The organism is Comamonas antarctica, from assembly GCF_013363755.1.
GTDB classification, from domain to species: Bacteria; Pseudomonadota; Gammaproteobacteria; order Burkholderiales; family Burkholderiaceae_C; genus Comamonas; species Comamonas antarctica.
Genome location: NZ_CP054840.1, coordinates 1,158,110 through 1,178,728, shown reverse-complemented (window position 1 = coordinate 1,178,728; position 20,619 = coordinate 1,158,110). Strand labels below are relative to the sequence as shown.

General features: G+C 66.5%; 18 protein-coding genes and 1 tRNA gene. 13 read left to right on the top strand and 6 right to left on the bottom strand.

Features of this window, described 5'->3' with window-relative positions:
* Window positions 1-15: 15 nt before the first annotated feature.
* Window positions 16-2,853, bottom strand: a complete 2,838-nt coding sequence (ppc, locus tag HUK68_RS05540; protein WP_175503291.1) for a phosphoenolpyruvate carboxylase — start codon at window positions 2,851-2,853, stop codon at window positions 16-18.
* An 81-nt stretch (window positions 2,854-2,934) separates the two neighbouring features.
* On the opposite strand from ppc, the gene hemC reads away from it, so the two are divergent.
* The 10 genes from hemC (at window position 2,935) to galU (ending at window position 13,867) form a co-directional block, all read left to right on the top strand.
* A complete protein-coding gene (gene hemC, locus HUK68_RS05535) occupies window positions 2,935-3,879 on the top strand; it encodes a hydroxymethylbilane synthase (protein WP_175503290.1) in 945 nt (314 codons plus the stop codon).
* A 5-nt stretch (window positions 3,880-3,884) separates the two neighbouring features.
* Entirely contained in the window at window positions 3,885-4,694 is an 810-nt protein-coding gene (locus HUK68_RS05530; RefSeq protein ID WP_244146262.1) for a uroporphyrinogen-III synthase, read from the top strand.
* A complete protein-coding gene (locus HUK68_RS05525; RefSeq protein WP_175503289.1) occupies window positions 4,684-5,790 on the top strand; it encodes a uroporphyrinogen-III C-methyltransferase in 1,107 nt (368 codons plus the stop codon). The genes HUK68_RS05530 and HUK68_RS05525 overlap by 11 nt, the downstream gene beginning before the upstream one ends.
* 9 nt (window positions 5,791-5,799) lie before the next feature.
* A complete protein-coding gene (locus tag HUK68_RS05520) occupies window positions 5,800-7,065 on the top strand; it encodes a heme biosynthesis HemY N-terminal domain-containing protein (RefSeq protein ID WP_175503288.1) in 1,266 nt (421 codons plus the stop codon).
* A gap of 163 nt (window positions 7,066-7,228) precedes the next feature.
* Window positions 7,229-7,801: a cytochrome b gene (locus HUK68_RS05515; RefSeq protein ID WP_175503287.1), complete on the top strand. Its 573-nt coding sequence runs from the start codon at window positions 7,229-7,231 to the stop codon at window positions 7,799-7,801.
* A gap of 49 nt (window positions 7,802-7,850) precedes the next feature.
* On the top strand, window positions 7,851-8,414 hold the full coding sequence (locus tag HUK68_RS05510) for a YceI family protein (RefSeq protein ID WP_390887721.1): 564 nt from the start codon (window positions 7,851-7,853) through the stop codon (window positions 8,412-8,414).
* A 77-nt stretch (window positions 8,415-8,491) separates the two neighbouring features.
* Window positions 8,492-9,067 (top strand): YceI family protein, encoded by a 576-nt coding sequence (locus tag HUK68_RS05505; protein ID WP_175503285.1) that lies wholly within the window; start codon window positions 8,492-8,494, stop codon window positions 9,065-9,067.
* A gap of 148 nt (window positions 9,068-9,215) precedes the next feature.
* Complete coding sequence (locus HUK68_RS05500) at window positions 9,216-9,842, top strand: VOC family protein (RefSeq protein WP_175503284.1); 627 nt, start codon at window positions 9,216-9,218, stop codon at window positions 9,840-9,842.
* Window positions 9,843-9,998: 156 nt separating this feature from the next.
* Complete coding sequence (locus HUK68_RS05495; protein WP_175503283.1) at window positions 9,999-12,908, top strand: valine--tRNA ligase; 2,910 nt, start codon at window positions 9,999-10,001, stop codon at window positions 12,906-12,908.
* Between the two features lie 71 nt (window positions 12,909-12,979).
* Window positions 12,980-13,867 (top strand): UTP--glucose-1-phosphate uridylyltransferase GalU, encoded by an 888-nt coding sequence (galU, locus tag HUK68_RS05490; RefSeq protein WP_175503282.1) that lies wholly within the window; start codon window positions 12,980-12,982, stop codon window positions 13,865-13,867.
* A 172-nt stretch (window positions 13,868-14,039) separates the two neighbouring features.
* Here galU and HUK68_RS05485 read toward each other — a convergent pair whose 3' ends face one another.
* The 3 genes from HUK68_RS05485 to cysM are packed head-to-tail and all read right to left on the bottom strand — an operon-like array spanning window position 14,040 to window position 15,791.
* A complete protein-coding gene (locus HUK68_RS05485; protein ID WP_175503281.1) occupies window positions 14,040-14,267 on the bottom strand; it encodes a sulfurtransferase TusA family protein in 228 nt (75 codons plus the stop codon).
* Between the two features lie 11 nt (window positions 14,268-14,278).
* The gene (locus HUK68_RS05480) at window positions 14,279-14,827 is read right to left on the bottom strand and encodes an NUDIX hydrolase (protein ID WP_175503280.1); all 549 of its coding nucleotides are present in this window, start codon (window positions 14,825-14,827) and stop codon (window positions 14,279-14,281) included.
* A gap of 58 nt (window positions 14,828-14,885) precedes the next feature.
* A complete protein-coding gene (gene cysM / locus HUK68_RS05475; protein WP_175503279.1) occupies window positions 14,886-15,791 on the bottom strand; it encodes a cysteine synthase CysM in 906 nt (301 codons plus the stop codon).
* 41 nt (window positions 15,792-15,832) lie between these two features.
* On the opposite strand from cysM, the gene HUK68_RS05470 reads away from it, so the two are divergent.
* Together HUK68_RS05470 and HUK68_RS05465 are read left to right on the top strand one after the other, a co-directional pair.
* Window positions 15,833-15,917: transfer RNA gene (locus HUK68_RS05470), tRNA-Leu, on the top strand.
* A 248-nt stretch (window positions 15,918-16,165) separates the two neighbouring features.
* A complete protein-coding gene (locus tag HUK68_RS05465) occupies window positions 16,166-16,381 on the top strand; it encodes a hypothetical protein (RefSeq protein WP_175503278.1) in 216 nt (71 codons plus the stop codon).
* A 303-nt stretch (window positions 16,382-16,684) separates the two neighbouring features.
* Here HUK68_RS05465 and HUK68_RS05460 read toward each other — a convergent pair whose 3' ends face one another.
* Window positions 16,685-17,716: a phage portal protein gene (locus HUK68_RS05460; protein ID WP_175503277.1), complete on the bottom strand. Its 1,032-nt coding sequence runs from the start codon at window positions 17,714-17,716 to the stop codon at window positions 16,685-16,687.
* Window positions 17,713-19,611 (bottom strand): terminase large subunit domain-containing protein, encoded by a 1,899-nt coding sequence (locus HUK68_RS05455; protein WP_208458682.1) that lies wholly within the window; start codon window positions 19,609-19,611, stop codon window positions 17,713-17,715. The genes HUK68_RS05460 and HUK68_RS05455 overlap by 4 nt, the downstream gene beginning before the upstream one ends.
* A 157-nt stretch (window positions 19,612-19,768) precedes the next feature.
* Between HUK68_RS05455 and HUK68_RS05450 the strand changes: the two genes are divergently transcribed.
* Window positions 19,769-20,596: a GPO family capsid scaffolding protein gene (locus HUK68_RS05450; protein ID WP_175503276.1), complete on the top strand. Its 828-nt coding sequence runs from the start codon at window positions 19,769-19,771 to the stop codon at window positions 20,594-20,596.
* Window positions 20,597-20,619 lie beyond the last annotated feature (23 nt).

Sequence of the window (20,619 nt, the reverse complement as noted above, 5' to 3'; positions counted from 1 at the left end):
CGCCGGCCGCGGCGCTCAGCCGGTGTTACGCAGACCCGCGGCAATGCCGTTGATGGAGATGTGGATGCCGGTCTGCACACGGTCGTCGCCCTGCCCCGCGCGCCAGCGCCGCACCAGTTCGACCTGCAGGTGGTGCAGCGGATCGATATACGGAAAGCGGTGGCGGATGGAGCGCGCCAGCGCGGCGTTGTGCGCCAGGCGTTCGGCGTCGCCGGTGATCTGCGCCAATGCCTGCGCGGTGCGCTGCCACTCGGCCTCGATGGCGTCGAAGATGCGCCGGCGCACGCGCGTGTCGCTGACCAGCTCGCTGTAGCGCGAGGCCAGCGCCAGGTCGCTCTTGGCCAGCACCATGTCCATGTTCGACAGCAGCGTGCGAAAGAACGGCCATTGCCGGTACATGCGCTGCAGCAGCGCCATCTGCGCCTTCTCGTCCTTGCCCGGCTGCTGCAGGAAGTCCTGCACCGCCGCGCCGAAGCCATACCAGCCCGGCAGCGTGAGCCGGCACTGGCCCCAGCTGAAGCCCCAGGGAATCGCGCGCAGGTCCTCGATCTTCTGCGAGGGCTTGCGCGAGGCCGGGCGCGAGCCGATGTTGAGTTCGGCGATCTCGCGGATCGGCGTGCTGCCGAAGAAATAGGAAGTGAAGCCCGGGGTCTCGTAGACCAGCGCGCGGTAGGCCGCCATGCTGGCTTCGGACAGGCGCGCCGCGGCGGCGAGAAACGCCGGCGTCGCGGACTTGGTCGGCTGCAGCAGCGTGGCTTCGAGCGTCGCCGCGACCAGTGTCTCGAGGTTGCGCCGGCCGATCTCGGGATTGGCGTACTTCGAGGCAATGACCTCGCCCTGCTCGGTCAGGCGGATCTGGCCGCGCACCGTGCCCGGCGGCTGGGCCAGGATCGCCTGGTAGCTCGGCCCGCCGCCGCGTCCCACGGTGCCGCCGCGGCCGTGGAACATGCGCAGCCGGATGCCGTGGCTGGCGGCCAGCTCGTCGAACAGCTCGACCAGCGCGATCTCGGCGCGGTACAGCTCCCAGTTGCTGGTGAAGATGCCGCCATCCTTGTTGCTGTCGCTGTAGCCGAGCATGATGTCCTGCTCGGCGCCCGAGCGCTGCACCAGCGCCGCGACGCCGGGCAGCTGGTAGTAGGCCCGCATGATGGGCGCGGCATTGCGCAGGTCCTCGATGGTCTCGAACAGCGGCACCACGATCAGCGCCGAGCGGCCGTCGCTGTCGAGCGTTCCGCGCATCAGGCCCACCTCCTTTTGCAGCAGCAGCGCTTCGAGCAGGTCGCTGACGGTTTCGGTGTGGCTGATGATGTAGTGGCGTATGGCCTCGGCGCCGTAGGTTTCGCGCATGCGCCGCGCGGTCTCGAAGATCGCCAGTTCGCCCTCGGTGTGCGCCGAATACTGCGCGCCGACCACGCGCAGCGGGCGCGCGTCTTCGAGCAGCCGCACCAGCAGCGCCTGCTTGGCGCGCTCGGACAGGCGCGCGTAGTCGGGTTCGAGCCGCGCCGTGGCGAGCAGCTCGGCAACCACCGATTCATGCTGGTCGGAGCTCTGGCGCAGGTCCACCGTCGCGAGGTGGAAACCAAACACCTGCACCGCGCGGATCAGCGGCCGCAGGCGCTGCGCCGCCAGCGGCCCGCCGTGGTGGCTGCGCAGCGAGCGGTCGATGGTCTGCAGGTCGGCAAGAAATTCCTCGGCCGTGGCGTAGCCGTTTTGTGGCGCCACCGCATGCCGCGCGGCCTCGCCGCCGGTCAGCGTCTTGAGGCTCGCGGCCAGGCGCGCGTACATGCCGGTCAGCGCGCGCCGGTAGGGTTCGTCGCGCCGGTGTTCGTTGGTGTCGGGCGAGCGCTCGGCCAGCGCCTGCATCTCGGGCGTGAGCCGCACCAGGTGCGCCGACAGCGACAACTCGCCGCCCAGGTAATGCACCTCGGTCAGGTAGTGGCGCAGCGCGACTTCGGCCTGGCGCCGCAGCGCGAGCTGCAGGCTGTCGGCGGTGACGTTCGGGTTGCCGTCGCGGTCGCCGCCGATCCACTGCCCCATGCGCAGGAAGCTGGCCACCGGCAGATCGCCCAGTTCCTGCTCGAGTTCGGCATAGAGCTTGGGAATCTCGCGCAGGAAGGTGGCCTCGTAATAGGTCAGCGCGTTCTCGATCTCGTCGGCCACGGTGAGCTTGGTGTGGCGCAGCAGCCGCGTCTGCCAGAGCTGGGCGACGCGTGCGCGCAGCTGGGCCTCGTTGTCCTCCAGCGCGCGCGGCGTGAGCGTGTCGCGCGCGCTGTTGTAGAGCTGGGCGCGCTCGCTGATGTCGTCGCGCGTGGCCAGCAGCTGGGCGATGTCGCGCTCGGCCGACAGAATGCTGTGGCGCTGCACTTCGGTCGGGTGCGCGGTGAGCACCGGCGCGACATAGCTCTCGGACAGCGTCTGGGCAATCGCGCCGGGCGCGATGCCGGCCCAGCGCAGGCGCGCGAGCGCCACGCCGATGCTGCCCTCCTGGGTGTTGCCGGCGCGCTCGTGCAGCGCGCGCCGGCGGATGTGGTGGCGGTCCTCGGCCAGGTTGGCGAGGTGGCTGAAATAGGTGAAGGCGCGGATCACGCTCACCGTCTGGTCGGCGCTCAGGCTCTTGAGCAGCTTCTTCAGCTGGCGGTCGGCATCGTGGTCGTCGTCGCGGCGAAAGGCCACCGACAGCTGGCGGATCTGCTCGACCAGTTCATAGGCCGCGACGCCGTCCTGTTCGCGGATCACGTCGCCCAGGATCCGGCCGAGCAGGCGGATGTCCTCGATCAGCGGCAGATCCTTGTCGGTCTTGCGGCCGTTCCTGGCGGCAAACGGTTCATCATTCTTGCGCGAAGCTTGGTTCATGCGGATATTTCCTGAGCCGGTACGAGTGCAGCGCACCATGCTAGCATTCCCCGTTGCCCCGAGGCCGCTTCCGTTGACGCCATGAATACCGCTACTTCCCCCGCTTCCCCCATCGTCATTGCCACGCGCGAAAGCCGCCTGGCCCTGTGGCAGGCCGAACATGTGCAGGCCCGGCTGCAGCGCCTGGGCCATGCGGTGGAACTGCTGGGCATGACCACCAAGGGCGACCAGATCCTCGACCGCTCGCTGTCCAAGGTCGGCGGCAAGGGCCTGTTCGTCAAGGAACTCGAAGTCGCGCTCGAGGAAGGCCGCGCCCACATTGCCGTGCATTCGCTCAAGGACGTGCCGATGGAGCTGCCCGAAGGCTTCGTGCTGGCCTGCGTGATGGAGCGCGAGGACCCGCGCGATGCGTTCGTCTCGCCGCACTACGCCACGCTGGCCGACCTGCCCCGGGGCGCGACCGTTGGCACCTCGAGCCTGCGCCGCCAGGTGCTGCTGCAGGCCCAGCGTCCCGACCTGAAGATCGCCCCGCTGCGCGGCAACCTCGACACGCGCCTGCGCAAGCTCGACGAAGGCCATTACGACGCCATCGTGCTGGCCGCCGCGGGCCTCAAGCGCCTGGGTCTGGACGAACGTATCCGCTGCGCGTTCGAGACCGAGGACATGCTGCCTGCAGCCGGCCAGGGCGCTTTGGGCATCGAAGTGCGCGCCGACCGCACCGACCTGATTGCCGCGCTCGCGCCGCTGGTGCATCAACCCACCTGGCTCGTGGTCGCCGCCGAACGCGCGGTGAGCCGCAGCATGGGCGGCAGCTGCTCGATGCCGCTGGCCGCGCATGGCGTGTGGCATGGCGACGAGCTGCATCTGCAGGCGGCCTGGGGCGACCTCGACGGGCAGCTCGCGCTGGTCCAGGTCGACGACCATGCCAAGGTCGCCACGCTGGCCGAGGCCGAGGCGCTGGGCGAGGCCGTGGCGGCGCAGCTGCGCGCGTCGGGCGCGCGCACGGCCACGGCGGGACACTCCTGAGCCGCGTGCGCAGCGCCCTGCCGCCCACCCCGGTCCTGGTCACCCGCCCTGCGCCCGATGCGCAGCACTGGGTGCAGCAGTTGCAAGCGCGCGGCATTGCCGCCAGCGCACTGCCGCTGATCGAGATCGCCGGCTTGCACGCCGGGCAGCTGGCCCAGGTGCAGCGCGACTGCGCCACGCCCGGCCGTTACCGCGCCGTGATGTTCGTCAGCGGCAATGCAGTGCAGTATTTCTTCGCGTCGGGCGCACGGCTTGCGCCCGGCACGCGCGCCTGGTCGCCCGGTCCGGGCACGGTGCGCGCGCTGCAGGCCGCAGGCGTGCCCGCGGCGCAGATCGACAGTCCGCCGGCCGATGCTGCGCAATTCGACTCCGAAGCGCTGTGGCCCGTGGTGCGCGCGCAACTCCAGCCCGGCGACCGCGTGCTGATCGTGCGCGGCAGCCAGGGCGATTCGGCGGGCGCCGCCGCCATCGCCGGCCAGGGCCGCGAATGGCTGGGCGAGCAGGTACGCCAGGCCGGCGCCGCGCTGGATTTCGTCGCCGTCTACCAGCGCCGCGCGCCGCGCTTGTCGGCGCCGGCGCAAGCCTTGGCGCAGGCCGCGGCGCACGATGGCACGCTATGGCTGTTCAGCAGTTCCGAAGCCATTTCCAATCTGCAGCGCGCACTGCCCGGCACCGACTGGCGCCAGGCGCGCGCACTGGTCACCCATCCGCGCATTGCCGCCGCCGCGCAACAGGCGGGCTTTGGCCATATCCAGGAATGCCGTCCTTCACTGAGTGACGTGGCGGCCTCGATAGAATCAGCACATGAGCACTGACGCCGTCCACGACCAGTCTGCCCCTTTGCCGCACGCGGCCCAGGGCCCTGCCGCATCCGCGCCGGCACCGACGCGCCCTGCCTCGTCCCTGGCCATGTACCTCGTGGGTACGGTGGCCGTGGTGGCGCTGGTGGGCAGCGGCATGCTGTGGCAGCGCATGAGCAGCATCCAGGAGCAGCTCGCGCGCCAGAGCGCCGACTCCGGCAGCCAGGCCATCGAGGCGCGCACCATGGCGCGCGACGCGCAGGACCTGGCCCGCGACAGCGCGGCGCGCATCTCGGTCATGGAAGCCCGCGTCGGCGAAGTGGCGTTGCAGCGCAGCCAGCTCGAGGAACTGGTGCAGAGCCTGTCGCGCACGCGCGACGACACGCTGATGGTCGACATCGACAGCGCCGTGCGCATGGCCCAGCAGCAGTCGCAGCTCACGGGCAGCCTCGAGCCGCTGGTGGCCACGCTGCGCAGCGCGGCCCAGCGCATCGAGCGCGCGGCCCAGCCGCGGCTCACGCCGGTGCAGCGCGCCATCGAACGCGACCTCGAAGCGCTGGCGCGCCTCGAAGTCACCGACACTGCCGGCCTGCTGGCACGGCTCGACGACCTGCTGCGCGGCGTTGACGACCTGACGCTGGCCAACGCCGTCGCCAAGCCCAACGCCGTGCGCGGCGCCACGCCCGCGGCCATGGCCGCGCCCGCACAGGATCCAGCGCTGTCGCCCGGCGACTGGGCCTGGTGGCAGGATTGGGGCACGCGCGGCTGGAACGTGGTGCGCGCGGAAATCTACGATCTGGTGCGCGTGAGCCGCATCGACCAGCCCGAAGCCGTGCTGCTGTCGCCCGACCAGGGCTTCTTCCTGCGCGAGAACCTCAAGCTGACGCTGCTCAATGCCCGCCTGGGTGTGCTCGCGCGCCAGTACGACGCCGCGCGCAACGACCTCGCGGCCGCCAACCAGGCCTTGACCCGGTATTTCGACCCCGCATCGCGCCGCACGCGCAACGCGCAGGCGCAGCTGCAGCAAATGCAGCTGAACCTGAAGAGCCATGAGCAACCCTCGCTGGATGAAACCCTCGCGGCGCTCGCAACAGCCGCCGCCGGACGCTGAGGAAACGACATGCGCGCTGCACTGTGGTTCATTGGATTGTTTGGCATCGCCGTGGCGGTGGCCCTGTTCGTCGGCAACAACCAGGGCACGGTCACGCTGTTCTGGCCGCCGTATCGCATCGACCTGTCGCTGAACATGGTGCTGCTGCTGCTGTTCGCGGCCTTCGTGCTGTGCCATGCGGCGCTGCGCGGTCTGTCGGTGCTGACCCAGCTGCCGCGCCAGGCGCGGCGCTGGCGCGAGCAGCAAAAGGAGCGCGCCATGCACCATGCGCTGCTCGACGCGCTGTCGCACCTGCAGGCCGGGCGCTTCCTGCGCGCGCGCAAGTCGGCGCTGGCCGCGCTGTCGCTGCAGGAATCGCTGCCCGACGTGCCCCACGGCCGGCATCTGCGCGCCACGGCGCACATGGTCGCGGCCGAAGGCTCGCATGCGCTGCAAGACACACCGCAGCGCGAGATCCATCTGGCGCAGGTGCTGGAATGCGCGCCGCTCGATGGCTCGGCCGTCGAGCAGGAAACGCGCGAAGGCGCGCAGATGCGCTCGGCGCGCTGGGCGCTTGACGACCGCGACGCGCTGCTGGCGCTCGAACGCCTGGCGGCGCTGCCCCAGGGCGCGGCCCGGCGCACGCTGGCGCTGCGCATCAAGCTCAAGGCGGCGCGCCTCGCGCGCCACACCGCACCCGCGCTTGAAACCGCGCGCATGCTGGCCAAGCACCGCGCGTTCTCGCCCGCGGCCTCGGCCAGCATCGTGCGCGGCTTGCTGCTGGAGCTGCTCCACGAAACACGCGACACCGCCCACCTGCAGCAGTTCTGGCTGGACCTCGATCCCGAGGAACGTGCCATGCCCGAGATCGCCATTCCCGCCGCGCGCCAGTTGGTGCGCCTGGGCGGCGACCGCTCGCAGGCACGCGCCTGGCTGCTGCCGGTATGGGAATATGCGACCGCGCGCCTCGACGGCTTGAACGACGGCCAGATGCAGACCCTGGTGCTGGCCCTGCAAGACTGCCTTGACGGCCTCGACAGCCAGTGGCTGGCGCGCATCGAGGCCGCCAGCCGCGCCAACCCGCGCGAGCCGCGGCTGCAGTACCTCGCCGGCATGGCCTGCGTGCAGCGCCAGCTGTGGGGCAAGGCGCACCAGCTGCTCAGCCAGAGCGCCCCGCAGCTGCCCGCAGGCCCGCTGCGCGTGCACGCCTGGCAGCAGCTCGCGCGCATGGCCGAACACCGCGGCGACAGCGAAGCCGCGGCAGCAGCGTGGAAGCAAGCCGCGCTGGCGCAATGAACGGCGCGCGGCGCCCGGAGTTTTCTGCAGAGCCGGTGCTGACTTCATCTTTTTTGAATTCAGCCATCAAACTCACTGAACTCTTTTCAACCGAACGCTTCCTATACTGGGAAAATGCATGCCACCCGGCATGTGACGGACACAACCAGCGCCCGCCTCTCCCATGTCTTCCAACACCGCCGTTTCCTCCGCGCCCACGCGCTATACCGCCACTGCCAAGCTGCTGCACTGGGTGCTGGCCATCGCGCTGATCGGCGCCATCGGCCTGGGCCTGTACATGGTCAGCCTGTCGTTCTCGCCGCTGCGGCTCAAGCTCTACAACTGGCACAAATGGCTGGGCGTTTCGATCCTGGTGCTGAGCGTGGTGCGCCTGGGCTGGCGCTTCGCGAACAAGCCGCCGGCGCTGCCGGCCGCGATGCAGGCGGCCATGCCCGCGTGGCAGCATCTGGCGCACCACGGCACGCACCTTGCGCTCTATGCCCTGTTCTTTGCCGTGCCGCTGCTGGGCTGGGCCTACAGCTCGGCTGCGGGCTTCCCCATCGTCTTCCTGGGCATGTTGCCGCTGCCCGATTTCGTCTCGCCCAGCCCGGAGCTCGCCGAGATGATCAAGCCGCTGCACCAGTGGAGCGCCTATGCGTTGGCAGCGCTGATCGTGCTGCACGTCGCCGCGGCGCTCAAGCACCAGTTCATCGACCGCGACGGGCTGCTGCTGCGCATGCTGCCCGGCCAGCGCTGATCCCTTTCCCGCCTCTCAGAACCTCTGCTTTTCGGAGTCTTTCATGACCATGCGTACCCTGGTTTCCTCCATCGTCCTGGCCGGCAGCGTGCTGGCACCCGCCGCGTTCGCACAGCAAAAGCTCGTGCCTGCACAAAGCTCGGTGGGCTTCACCATCAAGCAGATGGGGGTGCCGCTGCAGGGCCAGTTCAAGCAGTTCGATGCCAACGTCCAGTTCGACACCGCCAAGCCCGAAGCCAGCAAGATCCAGTTCACCGTCAACACCGGCAGCGCCACCATGGGCTCGAAGGAAACCGACGCCGAACTGCCCAAGCCCACCTGGTTCAATGTCCCGGCCTTCCCGCAGGCGCGCTTCGAGTCCACGGCCGTCAAGGCCCTGGGCGGCGGCAAGTACCAGGTCGACGGCAAGCTGAGCATCAAGGGCCAGTCGCAGAACGTGAGCGTTCCCGTGACGCTGACGCAAACCGGCGCCACCACGGTGGCCGCGGGCACGCTGCCAATCAAGCGTCTGGCATTCAAGATCGGCGAAGGCGACTGGACCGATACCTCGATGGTCGCCGATGATGTGCAAGTCAGCTTCAAGCTCGCCCTGACGGGCGTCGGCAAGCTCTGATTCCCTTCCCGGCCGGCGGCGCGCCGCAAGCCGGCCTTCCCTGTCACGCAACCCTTTTCCCCTTCAGGAGTTTTTCCATGCGCACTTCGCTGTTTGCACTTGCCGCCGCCGGCCTGTTTGCCACCGCTGTCCAGGCCGCGCCCGCGACCTATGCCATCGATCCGACGCACACCTTTGCGACCTTCGAGATCGACCACATGGGCACGACCACCAACCGCGCGCGTTTCGACAAGAAGCAGGGCACGGTCGAGTTCGACCGCGAGGCCAAGGCCGGCAAGGTCGAAGTGACGCTGGACATGACTTCCGTGAACTCGGGCACGCCCAACTTCGACAAGCACCTGCAAAGTGCCGACATCTTCAATGTCGCCAAGTTCCCGACCGCCAAGTTCGTCTCGGACAAGTTCGTGTTCGACGGCGACAAGCTCAAGGAAGTCACGGGCCAGCTGACGCTGCTCGACAAGACCCAGCCCGTGACCTTCAAGGCCAACAAGTTCAACTGCTACCCCAGCCCGATGCTGCAAAAGCGCGAAGTCTGCGGCGGCGACTTCGAAGCCACGATCGACCGTACCGCCTTCGGCGTGGACTACGGCGTGAACTTCGGCGCCTCCAAGCAAGTGCGCCTGGTGCTGCAGATCGAGGCCGTGAAACAGTAATCCAAGCCGCCTGCGGGCAGCCAGAGGGCCGGTGCTTCGCAAGAGGCACCGGCTTTTTTTGCGCCGGTAGCGCTGGCATGAAACTTCCTGCGCAATTACGTTTAGGTAAATTGATTTAATATGGAGGAAATTTTTCCAGGAGACATCCATGGCTGCCTTTCCTCCCCTTGACGCGCTGCCCCCTGCCGCACCGGTCCAGCAATTGCACCATTTCGCCTACAAGGCGCGCGATGCCGAGGAAACGCGCCACTTCTACGAAGACATCCTGGGCCTGCCGCTCTACCACATCATCCAGAGCGACTATGTGCCCAGCACGGGTGAATATTGCCCCTACACGCACTTCTTCTTCCGCCTGCAGGACGGCTCGTTTATTGCGTTCTTCGACCTGGGCGACGACGTCGCGGCAGCGCCTTCGCCGAACACGCCCGCCTGGGTCAACCACATTGCATTTCGCGTCAACACCGTCGAGGAACTGGAGAACACCAAGCTGCGACTGCAGGCGCATGGCATCGAGGTGCTGGGCGTGACCGACCACCACATCTTCAAGAGCATCTATTTCTTCGACCCGAACGGCATCCGCCTCGAACTGTCGGCCCAGCTGGCCGACGCAGTGCAGATGGAGAAGGACAGCACCACGGCCCACGCGCGCCTGGCCGAATGGACCGCACGCAAACAGCAGTGGCGCCGCGAGCGCGCCGACGGGAAAACCGGCGAAACCCTCAAGCCGCAAAGCAATGACCGGCCGGAATTCGCGCCTGGCAAGACCAAGGCCTGAGCGCAACGCCTGACGGCATCACCCGCGGATATTGCGCCCAGTGCCCCCACCCGCCAGCAGGGTCGGTAAAATCAGCGGCAATCCGTCATCTACAACCCCTGCGGACGGCATCCTCCTGTACTGGCGGATGCCGTTTGCATTGGCACCCCCCCCTCCATGAGCGACACCATTGCACAGCCGGGCCTCGACAGCCTCTCCAAATCCTTTGAACCCGCGGCCCTCGAAGCCCACTGGGGCCCCGAGTGGGAAAAGCGCGGCTATGGCGCGGGCGGCGTGCGCGGCACGGGCCGGCCCGATGCGTCGCAGCCCTCGTTCTCGATCCAGCTGCCGCCGCCCAACGTCACCGGCACGCTGCACATGGGCCATGCGTTCAATCAGACGATCATGGATTCCCTCACGCGCTACCACCGCATGAAGGGCTTCAACACCGCCTGGGTGCCGGGCACCGACCATGCGGGCATCGCCACGCAGATCGTCGTCGAGCGCCAGCTGCAGGAGCAGGGCATCAGCCGCCACGACATGGGCGCGACGCCCCCCGAAGCGCGCAAGAACTTCGTCAGCAAGGTCTGGGAGTGGAAGGAACAGTCGGGCAACACCATCACCACGCAGATGCGCCGAATGGGCGCGAGCGTCGACTGGGAGCGCGAGTACTTCACGATGGACCCGAAACTGTCCACCGTGGTCAACGAGACCTTCGTGCGCCTCTACGAGCAGGGCCTGATCTACCGCGGCAAGCGCCTCGTGAACTGGGATCCCAAGCTGCAATCCGCGGTCTCCGACCTCGAGGTCGAAAGCGAGGAAAAGGACGGCTCGCTGTGGCACATCGCCTATCCGCTGAGCGACGGCTCGGGCCAGCTGGTGGTGGCCACCACGCGCCCCGAGACCATGCTTGGCGACGTGGCTGTCATGGTCCACCCCGAGGATGAACGCTATGTGCACCTGATTGGCAAGACCGTGACGCTGCCGCTGGTCGGCCGCGAGATTCCGGTCATTGCCGACAGCTATGTCGACAAGGAATTCGGCACCGGCGTGGTCAAGGTCACGCCCGCGCACGACCCCAACGACTACCAGGTCGGCCAGCGCCATGGCCTGCCGATGATCGTCGTGCTGACGCTGCAGGCCACCGTGAGCGACGAGGCGCCCGAGAAGTACCGCGGCATGGACCGCTTCGTGGCGCGCAAGGCCATCGTGGCCGATCTCGACGCGCTGGGCCTGCTGGTCGAGACCAAGAAGCACAAGCTGATGGTGCCGATCTGCACGCGCACCGGCCAGGTCGTCGAGCCCATGCTCACCGACCAGTGGTTCGTGGCCATGACCAAGGTCGGCGAAGGCGACCCCACGGGCAAGTCGATCACGCAGAAGGCCATCGATGCCGTGGCCTCGGGCGAGGTCAAGTTCGTGCCCGAGAACTGGGTCAACACCTACAACCAGTGGATGAACAACATCCAGGACTGGTGCATCTCGCGCCAGCTCTGGTGGGGCCACCAGATCCCCGCCTGGTATGACGAAGACGGCAACGTCATCGTCGCGCGCGACGAAGCCGAAGCCCAGGCCAAGGCCCCGGGCAAGCAGCTGCGCCGCGACGAAGACGTGCTCGACACCTGGTACTCGTCGGCGCTGGTGCCGTTCAGCACCATGGGCTGGCCCCACCAGACCGACGCGCCCGACGACGACTTCAACCTCTACCTGCCCTCATCGGTGCTGGTCACGGGCTACGACATCATCTTCTTCTGGGTCGCCCGGATGATCATGATGACCACGCACTTCACGGGCCGCGTGCCGTTCCGGCACGTGTACATGCACGGCCTGGTGCGCGACGCGCAGGGCAAGAAGATGTCGAAGTCCGAAGGCAACGTGCTCGATCCGGTCGACCTGATTGACGGCATCGGCCTCGACGCGCTGCTCGACAAGCGCACCATCGGCCTGCGCAAGCCCGAGACCGCACCCCAGGTGCGCAAGAACACGCAAAAGGAATTCCCCGAAGGCATTCCCGCCTACGGCGCCGATGCGCTGCGTTTCACGTTCGCGGCGCTGGCCTCGCTGGGCCGCTCGATCAACTTCGACAGCAAGCGCTGCGAGGGCTACCGCAACTTCTGCAACAAGCTCTGGAATGCCAGCCGCTTCGTGCTGATGAACTGCGAAGGCCAGGACTGCGGCCTGCAAGCCCACACCAAGGAGCAGTGCCAAAGCGGCGGCGAATTCGAGGGCTACATGGAGTTCAGCCAGTGCGACCGCTGGATCACCTCGCAGCTGCAGAAGGTCGAGGCCGAGATCGAGAAGGGATTTGCCGACTTCCGCCTCGACAACGTCGCCAACGCGCTCTATGACTTCGTCTGGAACGAGTTCTGCGACTGGTACCTTGAAATCGCCAAGACGCAGATCCAGCACGGCAACGCCGCCCAGCAGCGCGCCACGCGCCGCACGCTGATCCGCACGCTCGAAGCCATCCTGCGCCTGGCCCACCCGATCATTCCGTTCGTCACCGAGGAGCTGTGGCAGAAGGTCGCGCCCGTCGCCGGCCTGCCGGGCGAATCGGTGAGCATTGCGCGCTACCCCGAAGCTCAGCCCGAGAAGATCGACGAAGCCGCGATTGCCCATGTGGCGCGCATCAAGTCGATGGTCGACGCCTGCCGCACGCTGCGCGGCGAGATGAACGTCTCGCCGGCCCAGCGCGTGCCGCTGTTTGCCGTCGCCGGCAATGCCGAGGAAAGCGCTTTCCTGCGCACCGTGGCGCCGGTGCTGCAGTCGCTGGCCAAGCTCAGCGAAGTCAAGGTGTTCGATGACGAGGCCGCGTGGGCCGCGGCGGCGCAGGCCGCGCCCGTGGCCGTGGTCGGCGACATCCGCCTGTGCCTGTTCATCGAGATCGACGTGGCGGCCGAAAAGATCCGCCTGGCCAAGGAAGCCGCGCGCATCGAAGGCGAGATCACCAAGGCCAACAACAAGCTCGGCAACGAGGCCTTCGTCGCCAAGGCGCCGCCGGCCGTGATCGACCAGGAAAAGAAGCGTGTGGCCGAGTTCGGCGCCACGCTGGCCCGCCTGCGCGACCAACTGGCCCGCCTGGGCTGATGCCAGCGCCGCCGTGGACCTGTCCGCGGCGGCCGGCGCGCTGCCCCATCCGTCCCCGCAAAGGAAGAAACATGCCCCTCAACACCGTCGTGCGCAAAGCCGTATTTCCCGTGGCCGGCCTGGGCACGCGCTTCCTGCCGGCCACCAAGGCCTCGCCCAAGGAAATGCTGCCCGTGGTCGACAAGCCGCTGATCCAGTACGCCGTCGAGGAAGCCTACGCTGCCGGCATCCGCAGCATGATCTTCGTCACCGGCCGCAGCAAGCGCGCGATCGAGGACCATTTCGATACGGCCTACGAACTCGAGAACGAGCTCGAAGCCGCGGGCAAGCAGGAACTGCTGGACCTGGTGCGCTCGGCGCAGCCCGACGACATGAACTGCGCCTTCGTGCGCCAGCACCGCTCGCTGGGCCTGGGCCATGCGGTGCTGTGCGCCGAGCCGCTGGTCGGCAACGAGCCGTTTGCGGTGCTGCTGGCCGACGACCTGATGGTCGGCCCGCAGGGCGGCCAGCCGGTGCTCGCGCAGATGACCGAGGCCTTCCAGAAGCAGGGCCGCTCGCTGCTGGCGGTGCAGGAAGTGCCGCTGGACCAGGTCAGGCGCTACGGCATCGTGGCCGGCGAAGCCGCTGGCGGCGCATTGATGCGCGTCGACCATATCGTCGAAAAGCCCGCGCCCGAAAAAGCGCCCTCGCGCATGGGCGTGGCCGGCCGCTATGTACTCACGCCGCGCATCTTCAACGAGATCCGCAACCAGCCCCAGGGCGTGGGCGGCGAGATCCAGCTCACCGACGCCATCGAACGCCTGATGGCGCACGAAGCCGTGTATGCGTTCCAGTACCAGGGCAAGCGCTACGACTGCGGCAGCAAGGAAGGTTTCCTGCAGGCCACCGTGGAGCTGGCGCTGCAGCACCCACAGGTCGGCGAGGATTTCCGCGCCTATCTGAAGACGCTCGCGCTCTGAGCGCTGGCACAGGCAGGCTTGGCGCGAAGCGGTGACCGTCAGCCCTGAGAGCGCATCGACCGTTCGTCTTGAGCGCTAAACCGTTCGCCCCGAGCGCATCAACCGTTCGTCTTGAGCGCTAAACCGTTCGTCCTGAGCTTGTCGAAGGATGAACGTCCTGCCCTCAAGCCCCTCAGCGCCGACGCAGGATATGAATGAACTCGCTGCCCTGCGTCTGCTGCTCGACCAGCTCATTGCCGGTCTGGCGCGCAAAGGCCTGGAAGTCGCGCAGCGAGCCGGTGTCCGTGGCCACCACCTTGAGCAGTTCGCCGCTGGCCATCGCCGCCAGCGCCTTCTTGGCCTTGAGGATGGGCAGCGGACAGTTCAGGCCGCGGGTGTCGATTTCTTTGTGGATGTCCATAACGCAGCATTTTAGGCGGGCTGCTGATTCTCTTCCCGGCGCCAGAAATCAATGAACTCGGGCTCATGGCCGCGGCTGCGCAGCCAGGTCGCGAGCGCCTGCCCCGTGCCCGCGGGCCAGCACTGCACCTTCTCGGGCGCCACCAGCCGGTACTCGAGCAGTTCGGGCGACAGCTTCACCTGCCCCGTGGCCTCGACATGGTAGGCAATGATCACCTGGTTCATGCGCAGGAATTCATAGGCGCCGATCAGCTGGTGCGACTGCACGACCAGCCCCGTTTCCTCGAGCACCTCGCGCGCGATGCCGTCCTCGGGCGACTCGCCGGCCTCCATGAAGCCGGTGATCAGGCCGAACACCTTCTCGGGCCAGGCCGCGTTGCGCGCCAGCAGCACCCGCCCCTCATGCTCGACGATGGCCGCCAGCACCGGCGTGGGATTGTTCCAGTGCGTCCAGCCGCAGCTGGCGCAGCGCAGGCGCTGCACCTCGCCGCTGTCTTCGGCCACCGTCAACCATTGCAGCGCACCGGCACAGTGGCTGCAAAACCGGACTTCATACTGCATGCGCAGCTCCTTGGAGACAAAGGCTGCAGGCGCAGCCGAGACGCCGTGCGCGCGCCGGTCAGGCCGGGAACACGCCGGTGGACAGATAGCGGTCGCCGCGATCGCAGACCACGAACACGATGGTCGCATTTGTCTCGCGCTTGGCAATCTCCTGCGCGACCCAGCAGGCGCCGGCCGCCGAGATGCCCGCGAAGATGCCCTCTTCGCGCGCCAGGCGGCGGCACAGGTCTTCGGCATCGTCCTGGCTCACCGACACCGTCTCGTCGACCAGCGAGGCGTCGTAGATCTTGGGCATGTATTCCTCGGGCCACTTGCGGATGCCGGGAATGCGCGAGCCTTCATGCGGCTGCGCGCCGATGATGCGGATCGCGGGATTCTTTTCCTTGAGGTACTTCGCCACGCCGGTGATCGTGCCGGTCGTGCCCATCGCGCTCACGAAGTGCGTGATCTCGCCACCGGTCTGCTCCCAGAGCTCGGGACCCGTGGTTTCATAATGCGAACGCGGATTGTCGGGGTTGGCGAACTGGTCGAGGATGCGGCCCTTGCCCTGGACCACCATCTGGTCGGCCAGGTCGCGCGCGTATTCCATGCCGCCGCTCTTGGGCGTCAGGACCAGCTCGGCGCCATAGGCCTTCATGGTCTGCGCGCGCTCGACGGACAGGTCCTCGGGCATGACCAGCACCATGCGGTAGCCCTTGATGGCCGCGGCCATCGCCAGCGCAATGCCGGTATTGCCCGACGTGGCCTCGATCAGCGTATCGCCCGGCTTGATCTCGCCGCGCTCCTCGGCGCGCCGGATCATCGACACCGCCGGACGGTCCTTGACCGAACCCGCCGGATTATTGCCCTCCAGCTTGCCCAGCACCACGTTGCCGCGTGCCTTGTTGTCCTCGGCGCCGATGCGTTGCAGCGCAACCAGCGGCGTCTGGCCGATTGCGTCCTCGATGGTCAAATACGTTTTCATAAGCCTCAAATGTGCCATAATTCCCGTCTGCGCAAATGCTAGCCCGGGTGGTGAAATTGGTAGACGCAGGGGACTCAAAATCCCCCGCCGCAAGGCGTGCCGGTTCGATTCCGGCCCCGGGCACCACTTCAAAAAGCCGTTAAGTTTCAATGACTTAACGGCTTTTTTCATTTCCGATCAGGAAGCGCCGCGCCGGCGAATTTGGCGCAAAAAATAAAAACGTAGGCGCAAAAAACCATAGCAGTCTCCGCACCCTGATCAGCAGCACCGCCAAGCGCCATCGTTCAAAGAAAATGTTTTGTTGCAACTGTAAGTACAAGTCCGTACATATATACTGTACGCAAATACAGTAACCAGCTATCCAAGGTGGCGCGATGCGTTTGATCCAGGCAGTTCGAGACGAGGTGGAAACAGCGAGTGGCAGCGTTGATGCGCTGTGCGACATCCTCGCGGCGGCGAGCGACGAGACCATCCGCGCGTCGTCGGTGCGAGCGCTGCTCCAGCCAGTCGCGCGTCAGCTGAACATGGCCGCCAGCCGCATTGCTGATCATGTGGAAGCGCCAACACCTGCAAGCAGCAATTTCCCGTAATTTCCCATAACGTGAAAAATGAGACCATCGGATCTCCAAGCCAGGGCTGGCGCGGAATCGGCAATGCCGACCAGCACGTAATTTGCGCGCCACGAAGCGCGGAGGCGCGGCGGGGGCGATGTGGCGCGCCGCGGGGTAAAGGGTCACGGCTTAGGGGGGGGAGGCCAAAAGCCCCATCCGCCCCGGAAATCGGGCCGTGTGGGCCACGCGCGCGGACGCTGCAGGGGTGGGGTGGTCGGGGCGTGAAAAAGGGCGCCTGGGCGCCCTGGTGAGGTTGAAAGGTGGCCGCAGTGGCCTAGCGTGTCAGCTCGCGCCCTGTCCGCCGGGCTGGTACGGCTCGAACCGGACTACTTCATCACCGGCCCAGTCGTTGAGGGTCTCGAAAAGCGTCTGCAGTGGCGCGATCTCGTTTTCCATGAACACGCCCAGGGCCTCCTTCGCATTGCCGAATCCGCCGGTGTTGTTCGGGATGATGCCCAGCAGCCCGGGCGGGACCCGGTGGGCCGCCAGCACATCGGCCATGCTGGCATTCTTGATTGCGCTGAAGTCGTCTTTGGCCGCGACCTCGCTGACGGGGATCAGCTTCAGGCCGTCCGGCTTGCCGTTGGGCGCATGCACGAACAGATTGCGGAAGTTGCCCGGGCCTTTGGCGCGGCGCAGCTGCTCGCGCAGCGTTTCCACATCCGCATTGCCGACGGAACCGTCCGACAGGTACATGATGAAGCCGGCATGGCTGCCGTTCTCGTAGTAGCGGCGGCGGAACATCGTGGCCGATTCGTTGAGCAGCGCGGACTGCAGCGCGCTTAGATACTCCGGCAGGCCGTAAAGCTCCTGGTTGATATCCGGCTCGCGCAGGTGGAACACCTGGTGCGCGGGAAACTCATGCTCTTCGTTCCAGCTTGGCACGTAGAAGTAGCGGTTGTCCTTTCCCCTGCGTGTGTACCGACTGAGCGCGTGCTCGAAACGCATGGTGCGGCCGGTGACGGCGCGCCGCCCTTCCAGATAGCCATTGCCGAACACCAGAAAATCGAGCGCAAATGCCTTGAAGGTCTCGCGCGACAGGAGCGGGTGCGGAATGAATGCCGCGGTCAAGATGTTGCGCTTGAGGTAGATAGCCGAGCCGTGGTGCGGCGACGCGCGGAAAGCGCTGGCCAGCCCTTCCAGCGGGAAAGGCGGCTCATACCAGCGACCATTGAACATGGCCTCGACGTAATCGAGCAGCCGCAGGCGGCTGATGGGTTCGGGCTCGCCAAAGGTGAACACCTCCAGGCCTGCGGGCTGGGTGGCGCCGGCAGATGCGGTGTGATGGGTTGCTTGAGGCGCGTGCGTCGTCATTCGTAGATCTCCACAGAAGAATTGCCGCCGAGGACATCCCCGGCAAGGTTTTCGTTGTCCAGTGCGTGCATCACCGCCCAGGCCAGGTCGGCGTGGCCGATGGCGTCCGAACGGCCGGATTGATAGGTCACGTGGCGCTGGCTCGGCGTCAGCACCTTCTTGATGGCCATGAAGGCTGCGGCCACATCGGTACAGTCCGCATCCATTTCCAGTCGGCCCTTGGTGATGACCTGCTGCGCCTTGAGCACCAGGCGCGACTTGAGCGCCAGGTCATAGTGGTAGGCGCGGGCCTGGGGATAGAACTTGATGACGTTCTGATAGACCCCCTGGCCCAGCCCGGTGGTGTCGATGCCCATGAACGCCACGTTGTATTGCTGGGTAATGCTGCGGATGTACTCGGACTGAGCCTCGAAATCCGCGCCGCGGAACTGCTGGCGGTGCAGGAGCCGGAACTTGCCGCCTGCCACCTTAGGCGGCGCGATGACCACCAAGGCGGCGGTGTCGCCCGTGTGGGATGGGTCATACCCGACCCAGACCGGCTGCAAGGCGAAGGGACGCTGCGCCAATGGCTTGAAGTCGCTGGCCCATGCTTCCCATGAATCGACCATGCACGACTGCATCAGCTTCAGGCTGAAAATCGAATTGCTGTCATCGATGAAATCGCACATGAACAGGTTGGCGAATTCGTCGTCGGGATATTCGGCCTGCAGCTCGGCCAGGTCGAACAGGTTGCAGCCCTGGCGCAGCGCGTCCTCGATGGTGACGATATGGCGGAAGCGGCCATCCAGACAGCGCATGCCGGCGGCCAGCGCCTTGTGGCTGAGATCCAGCTGCACATGCTTGGACCTATCCCGGCCGCGGTTGCGGTCCTCGCCCGTCCAGAAGGGATAGGCCTCGTGGCTCTTGGCTGAAGGCGTCGAAAAATAGGTCTTGCGCCAGTGCTTGTGCGTGGCCATGGCGCTGGCCACCTTGTTGAGTTCCTTGAAATTCCCGGTCCAGAAGAACTCGTCAAAGTAGAAGTCGCCGCTTCGGCCCTGGGCGGTCTTCGCGTTGGTGCCCAGGAAATGCAATTCGGCGTTGTTCCAAAGCACCATCGGGTCGCCGCTGAGGTCGACATCCACCTCGCGCGCAAACGCGATCATGTAGTTCTTGAACTGGTGCGCCTGGGCCTTGGATGCCGACAGGAAAATCTGGTTGCGGCCCTCGGTCACCGCGCGAATCAGCGCTTCGCGGGCGAAGTAGAAAGTTGCCCCGATCTGCCGCGACTTGAGCAGGATGCGCGTGCGCTCCTTCTGTGCCTCGAACCAGCGGTTCTGATAGCCGAAGTTCCCTTCGTGGAACAGCTCGACCAGGCGCTCGATCTGCTCGGCCGTGAACTCGTTGCGCTTGGGCTTGCGCTTCGGCGTGGCATTGCGCCGGGCAATGGCGGGATTGAGGTCGCCTTCCTTGCCGGTTTCCTGATAGCGCTCGATGCGCGCGGTGCGCTCCAGCTGGCGGCCCAGCAGGTCGATTTCCTTGAAATCGCCGCCGGACTTCTCCTCTTTCATGATGAGCTGGACCATGCGCAACTCAAGCGCGCCATTCACGCGCTCCAGCGGCGTGAACTTGTCCCACTCCTCCGCATCCCGCCAGCCGTAGACCGTAGTGGCTGGAACACCTAACTTCTCGGCGATCAGCTTGGGCCGCCAGCCCTGCCAATACAGATGGCGTGCCACGGTGCGCGGCTGCGATTGCGTGACCAATGCGGCGGCGTGGTGCGCGGTGCTCTGCGCCTGCGCCTGAGCGACAACCAGCGCGCCGAAGTCGGCGGCCGGCATTTCGGCCGCGGCAACCGCAGCAGGGTCACCAGCGGCAACAGGGGCGCGCGCGCGCCCCGAAGTCTTCTTTTGTGCCATGCCGGCAAGTCTTCCGGCTGCACCCGCGATCAACCAGCACTCGCATCCGTCCCCAGCCGCGCCACACATGCCATTGCTTGAGGCTGCAGGGCCGGCTGGACACCATGGGACTTCACCGCCACCACCCGGCAAATCCACCTGCGAGGTCCACACCACCATGGCCAAAAAATCCAAGTTCTTCCGCGTCGCTGTCGAGGGCGCTACCTCCGATGGCCGCACCATCGACCGCGACTGGCTGCTGCAAATCGCCAAGCACTACGACCCGAAGCTCTACGGCGCGCGCGTCAACATGGAGCACATCCGCGGCTATGGCGCAAGCGGCGAATTCCGGGCCTATGGCGATGTGCTGGCCGTGAAAACCGAAGAGGTCGAGATCGGCGGCAAGAAGAAGCTCGCGCTTCTGGCCCAGATCGACGCCACCGACGAACTGGTCGAGTTGAACAAGCGCAAGCAGAAGCTCTACACCTCCATCGAGGTCCGCCCGAGCTTTGCCGACCTCGGCGAGGCCTACCTCGTTGGCCTGGCCGTCACCGACAACCCGGCCAGTCTGGGAACCGAAATGCTGGAATTTGCAGCGAAGCACCCAGAAGCAAATCCTTTCAAGGCCCGAAAGGAGCAGCCCGAGGATGTGTTCGCTGTGGCCGAAGTCTTCACGCTGGAAATGGAGGAAGAAGCCGAAGCCGGCATGGCGGCCAAGTTCAAGGCCCGCATCGAAAGCGCGCTCGCGAAGTTCAAGGGCAAGACGGAAAGCGACGACGCCCGCTTCGACGCAATGGCCGACGGCATGCAGGAAATGGGCGACAGCTTCGCCGAACACGCCTCCGCGGTGAACAAGCACCAGGCCAAGACCGACAACTCCATCAAGTCGTTGCGCGCCGACCTCGACAAGCTGCAGAAGCAATACACCCAGCTCGACAACACCGAGCAGCCCGGCCGCCGTCCCGTGGCCAGCGGCGGCGGCGGCCAGCAGCAAGCCGACTTCTGACCGTACCGCCCCGTCCCACTCCC

Excerpts from the sequence above, each read along its gene's own strand:
- cysM (WP_175503279.1), bottom strand. The coding sequence starts at position 15,791 with ATGAAAACGTATTTGACCATCGAGGACGCAATCGGCCAGACGCCGCTG.
- HUK68_RS05520 (WP_175503288.1), top strand. The coding sequence starts at position 5,800 with ATGCGCGCTGCACTGTGGTTCATTGGATTGTTTGGCATCGCCGTGGCG.
- ppc (WP_175503291.1), bottom strand. The coding sequence starts at position 2,853 with ATGAACCAAGCTTCGCGCAAGAATGATGAACCGTTTGCCGCCAGGAAC.
- HUK68_RS05480 (WP_175503280.1), bottom strand. The coding sequence starts at position 14,827 with ATGCAGTATGAAGTCCGGTTTTGCAGCCACTGTGCCGGTGCGCTGCAA.
- HUK68_RS05485 (WP_175503281.1), bottom strand. The coding sequence starts at position 14,267 with ATGGACATCCACAAAGAAATCGACACCCGCGGCCTGAACTGTCCGCTG.
- HUK68_RS05460 (WP_175503277.1), bottom strand. The coding sequence starts at position 17,716 with ATGACGACGCACGCGCCTCAAGCAACCCATCACACCGCATCTGCCGGC.
- HUK68_RS05455 (WP_208458682.1), bottom strand. The coding sequence starts at position 19,611 with ATGGCACAAAAGAAGACTTCGGGGCGCGCGCGCGCCCCTGTTGCCGCT.
- galU (WP_175503282.1), top strand. The coding sequence starts at position 12,980 with ATGCCCCTCAACACCGTCGTGCGCAAAGCCGTATTTCCCGTGGCCGGC.
- HUK68_RS05500 (WP_175503284.1), top strand. The coding sequence starts at position 9,216 with ATGGCTGCCTTTCCTCCCCTTGACGCGCTGCCCCCTGCCGCACCGGTC.
- HUK68_RS05510 (WP_390887721.1), top strand. The coding sequence starts at position 7,851 with ATGCGTACCCTGGTTTCCTCCATCGTCCTGGCCGGCAGCGTGCTGGCA.
- HUK68_RS05450 (WP_175503276.1), top strand. The coding sequence starts at position 19,769 with ATGGCCAAAAAATCCAAGTTCTTCCGCGTCGCTGTCGAGGGCGCTACC.
- HUK68_RS05465 (WP_175503278.1), top strand. The coding sequence starts at position 16,166 with ATGCGTTTGATCCAGGCAGTTCGAGACGAGGTGGAAACAGCGAGTGGC.
- HUK68_RS05525 (WP_175503289.1), top strand. The coding sequence starts at position 4,684 with ATGAGCACTGACGCCGTCCACGACCAGTCTGCCCCTTTGCCGCACGCG.
- hemC (WP_175503290.1), top strand. The coding sequence starts at position 2,935 with ATGAATACCGCTACTTCCCCCGCTTCCCCCATCGTCATTGCCACGCGC.
- HUK68_RS05495 (WP_175503283.1), top strand. The coding sequence starts at position 9,999 with ATGAGCGACACCATTGCACAGCCGGGCCTCGACAGCCTCTCCAAATCC.
- HUK68_RS05505 (WP_175503285.1), top strand. The coding sequence starts at position 8,492 with ATGCGCACTTCGCTGTTTGCACTTGCCGCCGCCGGCCTGTTTGCCACC.
- HUK68_RS05515 (WP_175503287.1), top strand. The coding sequence starts at position 7,229 with ATGTCTTCCAACACCGCCGTTTCCTCCGCGCCCACGCGCTATACCGCC.